This window comes from Streptomyces regalis (assembly GCF_001509475.1).
In the GTDB taxonomy this organism is placed as follows: Bacteria; Actinomycetota; Actinomycetes; order Streptomycetales; family Streptomycetaceae; genus Streptomyces; species Streptomyces regalis.
The window spans coordinates 1-6,430 of the sequence record NZ_LLZG01000127.1 but is presented as its reverse complement, the minus strand read 5'-3'; the positions used below and the strand labels follow the sequence as shown (position 1 = coordinate 6,430).

General features: G+C 68.6%; 6 protein-coding genes and 2 pseudogenes. 4 read left to right on the top strand and 4 right to left on the bottom strand.

Features of this window, described 5'->3' with window-relative positions; translation table 11 throughout:
* The 3 genes and pseudogenes from ADL12_RS18300 to ADL12_RS58485 all read left to right on the top strand — a co-directional run.
* Positions 1-226: pseudogene (locus ADL12_RS18300) on the top strand (ISAzo13 family transposase); the annotation flags it as partial.
* Between the two features lie 74 nt (positions 227-300).
* The gene (locus ADL12_RS18295; RefSeq protein WP_062703730.1) at positions 301-1,485 is read left to right on the top strand and encodes a hypothetical protein; all 1,185 of its coding nucleotides are present in this window, start codon (positions 301-303) and stop codon (positions 1,483-1,485) included.
* 159 nt (positions 1,486-1,644) lie between these two features.
* Positions 1,645-1,977, top strand: a pseudogene (locus ADL12_RS58485) (hypothetical protein); the annotation flags it as partial.
* Positions 1,978-2,112: 135 nt separating this feature from the next.
* Here ADL12_RS58485 and ADL12_RS54025 read toward each other — a convergent pair.
* The 4 genes from ADL12_RS54025 to ADL12_RS18275 form a co-directional block, all read right to left on the bottom strand.
* Positions 2,113-2,970 (bottom strand): PDDEXK family nuclease, encoded by an 858-nt coding sequence (locus ADL12_RS54025; protein ID WP_159053190.1) that lies wholly within the window; start codon positions 2,968-2,970, stop codon positions 2,113-2,115.
* A gap of 486 nt (positions 2,971-3,456) precedes the next feature.
* Positions 3,457-4,191, bottom strand: coding sequence for a hypothetical protein (locus ADL12_RS18285; protein ID WP_159053189.1), 735 nt, complete (start codon positions 4,189-4,191; stop codon positions 3,457-3,459).
* Positions 4,188-4,736: an RNA polymerase sigma factor gene (locus ADL12_RS18280; protein WP_244187934.1), complete on the bottom strand. Its 549-nt coding sequence runs from the start codon at positions 4,734-4,736 to the stop codon at positions 4,188-4,190. Before ADL12_RS18280 ends, ADL12_RS18285 begins: the two co-directional genes overlap by 4 nt.
* A 62-nt stretch (positions 4,737-4,798) precedes the next feature.
* Positions 4,799-5,104, bottom strand: coding sequence for a hypothetical protein (locus ADL12_RS18275; protein WP_062703727.1), 306 nt, complete (start codon positions 5,102-5,104; stop codon positions 4,799-4,801).
* A gap of 423 nt (positions 5,105-5,527) precedes the next feature.
* Between ADL12_RS18275 and ADL12_RS18270 the strand changes: the two genes are divergently transcribed.
* Positions 5,528-6,061: an AAA family ATPase gene (locus tag ADL12_RS18270; RefSeq protein ID WP_062703732.1), complete on the top strand. Its 534-nt coding sequence runs from the start codon at positions 5,528-5,530 to the stop codon at positions 6,059-6,061.
* Positions 6,062-6,430: the final 369 nt, after the last annotated feature.

The following is a 6,430-nucleotide window of genomic DNA, read 5'->3' as shown; positions in this document are numbered from 1 at the left end:
CGTGCTCCACCTACGGGTCGCCCTGGCCGCGGAACCCCTCGCCGTGCTGTTCGACAGCAGCCGGACTGCCATGCATCGCACCCTGCTGAAGATCAGGAGCCTACTCAAGGCGCAGAGCATCGTCATCGCGCCGGCGGCCACCCCGCCCGCCGCCCTCACAGCCCTCCAGGCTCGGGTTCGAGCTCAGACCGACAACCTCAACAGCATGATCAAGACGACGTGTTAATGATCTGCAAGCCCTTAGAGGGAGATGCCGTTGATTGACGCGGATGCGGGGGAGTGTGCCGTTAGGGTCTGCTCATGAGCCCTTCGGACGCGGACTGGTCCTGGTTGCCGGACTACCAGCTGCAGGTGGTTGCAACGCTGGCCCATGTGGATCACACGATCGACCGGCTGCTCCAGTTGACTCATGACTACAGCGCGCAGGGGCCGGTCACGTTCGATGAGGTGATCAGGGGCGACCGTGCGGACGTTGTGGTCAAGGCGGTTGCCCCGCTCCCGCAGGCGGTGGCACGGCTCGTAGCTGACGCTCTGACTCAGTTGCGGGCTGCGCTGGAGCACACCCTTTACGCGGAGGTCGAAGCTGGACTCGAACGGCCTTTGACGGAAGAGGAGGCCCGAGGTGTCGAGATGCCCACGGCCACGGACGCGGGCGCGCTCGCCAGGTGGTTCCGTGACGGTCGGCGGCGCCGGCTTCCGCCGTTGCATGTTGGTACCCCTCTTGCACAGCGGATCGAGCGGCTGCAGCCGTTTCAGCGGCGAGACCCCGACGAGCATTCGCTGCGGCTCCTGGCCGTGTACACCAATCTGGCCAAGCACCGAGCCCCGGTGCTGCTCGAACCCCGGCTCGGCGCTGTGTACCCGGATGATCCGCACAGCGACCTTACCGTTGCGCTTCCCCTCCAGCGGGATCCGCAGCCGGGCGATGGCCTGCCGCTGCGGGAAGGCGACGTCCTCGCCAGCGCCCCGCGCGGGAGCCGGATTCCCTTCTCCGTGGTGACGACAGTGTCGTTGCAGCGGCCCCACACCGGAGTGTGGGCCATCGCCGCCCGCGAACTGCAGGGTCTGGAGGAGTGGGTGCGCACTGTAGCTGTCCCCGTGCTCATCACCGGCGGCCACGACGTAAGCCCGCTGCCGCCGCACCTCGACATCGCGATCGGGCACGGCGATCTGCGTGGGGAGCTGGAAACTGCAGGCCTTGCACCCGCTGCTGTACGGGCCGGGGAAAGGATTGCTGCTGTCGTCGCCCGTGTCGGGCTCATTGAGGTCCTCGCTCCTTTCCCAGAGGGGCCCGAAACGGAGACGGTCCGCGTCTGGCTCGACTCACTGGACGACCAGGAGGTCCTGGAACGCGCCCTTCGCCTGCAACGTGTACGCGAGCAGCCTCATGAACTGGTCGAACTGTGCAGCGTGTTGATCGCCGAGGCCGTCAGTCACAGAGAGCGCAACCTGCAGCACCTGCGCGCAGACGGCGAAGGGGCATAGGAATCGGCGAGCGGCCCGCGCCCGGTTGGGGCGGCGGTGCTGTTCCGCGCGCCGTGATGTGGCTGCATGAGGGCGCCTTACGGGCACCGGCTGGTTCGCTCGTCCCGCTTCGCCGTCAGGCTGCGCCTTGGGGATGGGGCGGCAGGGGATGATGGGGCAATAGAGCCGGGAACACCGCCGTCGATCGACGCCGGTGTGGTGCTGCGCAATCGCTACCGCAGCCGTCTGCCCGCAACTGAAAGGCCTGGCCCGTCCCTCCAGCGGCATAGTCGACCTGCCGCTGCACGTGGTCCGGTCGGGGCGCAGCAGTTTTCCCCTGGACCAGTCCAAGCGCGGATGAGCCTGTATCGGACCGTGCTTGCCGAGGGGCAGTGCGAGGACGTGGTTTCGTTCCCCAACAGGGGCCTGCTGATTGCGCAGTGGCCGGTGCTGAGGCGGCTGATCAGCCGGTTCGTGCGTGGGGTGTGGGAGGAGACGTTTCCCGAACTCGCAGGAAGTAGGGGGGTTGGAGTTGGGGTCTGTGGATCGGTGAGGGTAAGGCATGGGTGTGGGGGTGTGGCCGGCGAGAGGCGCATCAGTTGTCCTGTGCCGGGCGGCTGTGTACCCAGCCTGGGTGGGCCGCCCTGATCACAGCACATCGTCTTCTCCGGCGCCAGGAACGCCGAGTTCCGCGTCAGTGAAGGGTCCGCCCAGGTCGGGCATCGCGAAGAGACCCGTGCCGGTGGCGGTCTCGACGAAGCGGACGAACCGGTCGACGGGCCGGTGGACCTGTTCTCTCTCCAGCAGTGCCTGGCAGGCGCGGCAGCGCCACGGCCGCCGGAGGGTGATCCACTGCGCCCGTGTGCACGTGCGGCAGGTCACGAAGTATGCGGTCAGCCCGAAGGGGGTTGCCCAGTTCGCGTAGCCGCTGCGGGGGCGGTGGCCGGGTTCGTTCCAGTCGGGGGCCAGGGACGGCTTGCCGAGGAGGACGAACTCGCCTCCGGGCCACCGGCAGGTGCAGGAGCCTTCGCACCGGCAGGCGCGGGTGCGGGCCAGTTCCTCCGTTTTCTCGGTACGCGGTATGCCGGGGCCTTTGACCTCGATCCAGGTGCCGAGTTCGGGCAGCCAGAAGTCGGGGAGGTAGAGGGTGCCGGAGTCCAGGGTGATCGTCTCGGGTTCGTACTCCCACCGGATGTCGTTGCCGTCGAGGGTGGCGGCCCAGCGGCTTCGAGCCGGGAGCGGAACGTGGTGTCGCCGTAGCGGGTCGGGATGGCGTCCATGGACGGACCGGGGACGTCGGGCGTGCTGACCAAACCGGGCTCCTGTCCTGCTGCTGCGACCGTGCCGATTATGCCGGTGACCCGCTGAGAGTTTCGGCAGAGCGTGTGTACGCGCGCCTCGGCTCCCTGCGGGCAGCGGCCCTGGGCTGCTGCCCTCTGGCGTCCCAGGTGCGTGGCCTGGGACGCCGAGGACGGCTGTGGGCGGGCCGCCCTCGGCCGGTGGCAAGCTGCACACGCTGGGTCAACATCGTCGGCCCCGTAGCCGCCCCACCCCAACTCGGCCAGCAGTTTGAGGGCGATGCCTTGGACCACACCAGTGTCATCAACCCCTGTTCCACTTCCGCCGTGCCACCAACTACCTTCAGTCCGCGACCGCCGCTGCCACCATCGCCCCGTACCTCGGCATCTGCCCGTCGGGCGTCCTACTCCGCGCCCGCAGCGGCCGGCCCTTCCATGGTGGAGCACCGGGACGACGAAACGCAGATGCTGCCAGTCGGCATCGGTCCGCGCGGCGACTGCGTCAACGGCCTGCGTCGTGCAGAGCGCGCGATGTCGACGGCCCCTGCCCGGGAGGTGCCGCTACGCACCTTGATCGACTCGGCAGTCTGATCCAGGCCGCCATGGAAGGCACCGGTCTGGACGGTTCCACGTCCGGGCTGTGCAGCACTGGCACCGGGCGGCGAGCGGGCGTGCGTGGACGCAGGGGCGGCGGCTACATGTCCGGAACCGACAGGGGCAGACCCCCGGCCAGTGCGGTCAGGTGCGCTCGCTTCCGGTTTGGTGTGTGATCCGGGGGCGGTACCGGCCCGTGACGTGTGGGCGGGACGAGGGCGGGCCCGGACGCGGCCGTTGGGCTGTCTGTGTCCGTCGCGTGGCAGATGTCTGGCGTATCGGGCCGCTGACCCGGAGCTGGCGAGGCGCCGGGTGGAGTTGGCTCGATAAGGGGTAGGGCAACTCCGAGCAGGAGACGCACCTCCTCGAAGAACGAAGTGTCCTCGATCAGTGGGGCGCTGCCGGCGGGGGAGGGGCGGCAGCTCGCTGGCGCGGTGAGCAGCCGCTGGGCGTCACCGTGCCCGTGCCGAGCGGCTTCGGCGACGAGGAACCACGCGTTGTCGATCCAGTCCTTACCGGAGCGGAGCGCGACCAGAGCGAGCCGGAACAGGGCGCCAGGATGACCGGCGGCGGCCGCCGATCCCAGCAAGTCAGCGGCCGTGGACAGCTCGTCGCGGCTCAGTGCCTTGGAGCCGATCCGGTACAACGAGTTCGCCTCCTGGCGCGCCTCGATGTCCAGCTCGTACAGGTCGCTCAGGGGGCCGAAGTCGCCATCGGGGCGATCCCAGACATCGGGGGGCCCGGCGAGCTTGTCCATGAGCGTCAGCAGCTCGGCCGGTACCGCCGGCGTCGGGCGGCCGCCGCTGCCCTCAGTGAAGCGGCGCACAACCGTCACCTGTCCTTCTTCGCGCGTTGTGTCTTCTTGCGGTGCCCATCCCGGATGAATTTGCCCAGCTCATTGCGCAACTCGCTGACGGCTGCGTACCGGTCCTTGTGGATCCGGTCCGGGGCTATGCCCAGCGCCGCGGAGATCTGTGCGTCGTCGAGACCCTGGCTCTGCAGCTGCACGATCGTGCGGCGCCTGCTGAGCGGCATCGCCTCGATCGCGGGCCGGACCAGCTCCTTCAGCGGGTCGATGTCCTCACTTTGCGGGTTGGGCGCCGCCACAAGTGCGGTGTCATCCGTCAGATCGGTCCGCTTCTGGGCGCGCAGCGTGTCGACTGCCAGATTCCATGAGGTCGTGCGCAGGTAGGCCCCGATTTTCACGTCGGGTTCCAGCTGTGCGGCTGCGACCTTCCTCACCACTCTCAAAAACGCCTCTTGGGCAATGTCCTCGCAGGCCTGCTCCGAGAGCTTGCCGTTGCACATGCTGCGCAGGAACTGCGTCTCCTGAGCCATGAACGTGTCGTAGTAGTCCAGCAGCCTCTTGCCCAGGTCCACCTCCGTCCACGCGGAGGGCTGCCCATCAGCGGGGGCGGAGCGCTCCGCTGCCGCTTCGCCCGCTACCACGGGCGGTATCCCTTCGCGGGCAGCGAAGACGGGCACGCACCGTCGGCTCTGCCGTCCACGAGGATGACCAGCGTGACCGACGTACGGGCGCGGCTTGCGGTGCTGGCCTGTACGTGGACCGCACGAGTGCCGGGCATGGAGGCTTTGCCGTGGTGGGGCATGCGGCGGCAGTCTTTGTCCTCCGTCGTCCTGAGACCGCGTAGCCGCCGGTCCCAGTGCACGTGCACCATGACGGCCGCCGCCTGCGCGGTGGCCGTTACAGCCGAAACAAGTCCGGCCCAGTCCAAGGACGACGTCATGTGAGTTGGTCTCCGTCGGGGTTCAGTGGCGCGTAGGTGGCGCCTTCACCTACTCGACGGCCGACCCCTCCCCGTTCTCCCCCCGAAGAACGGAAACCTTCGAAACTGCCCGCAGTGACACCAAGCCTGACCGGCCTTGTGCAACCGCGGGCTGAGCAGCTTGCCTCCCGGCCCACGTCGGACATGATCCGAGCCGGAATCGGTTCGCCCTGAGGAGCGTGTCGGGCAATACCGTTCGGGACGCCGTGGTGAAGGCGAGCCGGCTTGCCCCCGGCCCCCGGCTCTTGGCGACGTCGTCCTCCTGGCCCGCCGACGAGGTCAGACCTCGTTCACGAGTTGCCTCCCTCGGCCTGGCGTCCCCGCCGCCGCGGCTCTGGAACGCCACAGGTGCTGTCCCCGGCCGTCGGTAACGTGGCTGCCGTGATGGTGGGCACCGAAGGAACCCGGCTGGTCGTGCTGCGCGGCAACAGCGCCTCGGGGAAGTCGGCCGTCGCGGCTGGCCTGCGTGATCGGTTCGGCCGCGGCCTGGCCCTGGTCGGCCAGGACAACCTCCGCCGCATCGTGCTCCGCGAACGGGACCGGCCGGGAGCGGCGAACATCGGCCTGATCGACCTGACGGCCCGCTACGCCCTGGACGCAGGGTTCCACGTCGTGGTCGAAGGCATCCTCTATGCCGACCGCTACGGCGACATGCTCGACCAGTTGCGCGCCGACCACCGGATCCCGACCCACAGCTACTACCTGGATGTCCCGTTCGGCGAAACCCTCGCCCGGCATGCCACCAAGCCGATCGCCGACGACGTCAACGAGTCGCAGCTGCGCGACTGGTACCGGCCGCGCGATCTGCTGCCCGGCGGCACCGAGACCGTCATCGGCGCCGACAGCACCCTTGAGGAGACGGTCGACCGCATCCTGCTCGACACCGGCCTGGCCCACCTGCCCGCTGTGGACCGCTGACCGAGGCACCCAGACACGAGCCGTCCACTCGGCCACCTGGCCGGTCAACTCCCTCAACGCCGAGGGCAGACAGGGGAGTTGATGCAGGGGCGAAGGTCACGGAGTGCTGCCCGGTTGTCAGTGGTGGATGCAAGCATGGTCTGTCGCACGGGGATCAACTACGAGGGGGAGGCAGCAGGTTGCCCTGGATTGAGGAGTACGAGCGTGCCGACGGGACTCGGGTGCGGGCTCACTACCGCTGGGCGGCGGGAGCGCGCCGGGAGATGGCCGTCTTAGACGTCATCTCATTTGGCTGGGTAAGCTGCCGGTCGTGGCAGGGATCGTTGAGCGGCTGGTGCCGGACGAGTTGTGGGAGCTGTTCGCGCGGGT